The sequence below is a fragment of the Pseudoalteromonas fenneropenaei genome, from assembly GCF_042643375.1.
Classification (GTDB): Bacteria; Pseudomonadota; Gammaproteobacteria; order Enterobacterales; family Alteromonadaceae; genus Pseudoalteromonas; species Pseudoalteromonas fenneropenaei.
The window spans coordinates 1-567 of record NZ_JBHRSD010000050.1 but is presented as its reverse complement, the minus strand read 5'-3'; the positions used below and the strand labels follow the sequence as shown (position 1 = coordinate 567).

The window sequence follows — 567 nt, the reverse complement described above, 5'->3', positions numbered from 1 at the left end:
GTACGGGGTAGCACACGATAAGTACTGCTACCCAGATTCCGATGTTTTAGTAAACCTTCTCGATATTCGTGACCCAGACGAATTAGCCGAAGCCGAGGCAGAATTTTCAGCTGAACGCTATAGAACATACGAGCCCTCCCAATTATCTCTATCCGACTTTTCATTCGCACATTTACAGCATCTACACCATCACCTTTTTCAAGATCTATACGAATGGGCCGGTAGACTAAGGGACGTAGACATATCAAAGGGAAGCACGCGGTTTTGTACTTGCATGCGCATCGAGCCCGAAGCGACAAAGCTGTTTCGAACCGTCCCCGCATTAGCAAATTGTCGCGACGATAATGAGTTGATAGATCTCGTTGCCGATCTATTCTGTGAAATGAACCTACTGCATCCGTTTCGAGAAGGGAATGGCCGCGTTCAACGTTTCTTTTTCGAAGAGCTTTTATTTGCGCTTGGCTATGACGTAACATGGCCAAAGATATCTAGGCAGGAATGGATAGATGCGAATATCGCAGGGGTTCAGTTAAACCTTGAACCGCTAAAAATTATTTTCTCTCAAGC

The 567-nt window shown here is 45.5% G+C and carries 1 protein-coding gene; it reads left to right on the top strand.

What is annotated here, in order from left to right:
* Nucleotides 1-64: 64 nt before the first annotated feature.
* Nucleotides 65-567 (top strand): Fic/DOC family protein (locus ACFOEE_RS20485; protein ID WP_377129025.1); only part of this gene is annotated, 503 nt, incomplete at its 3' end.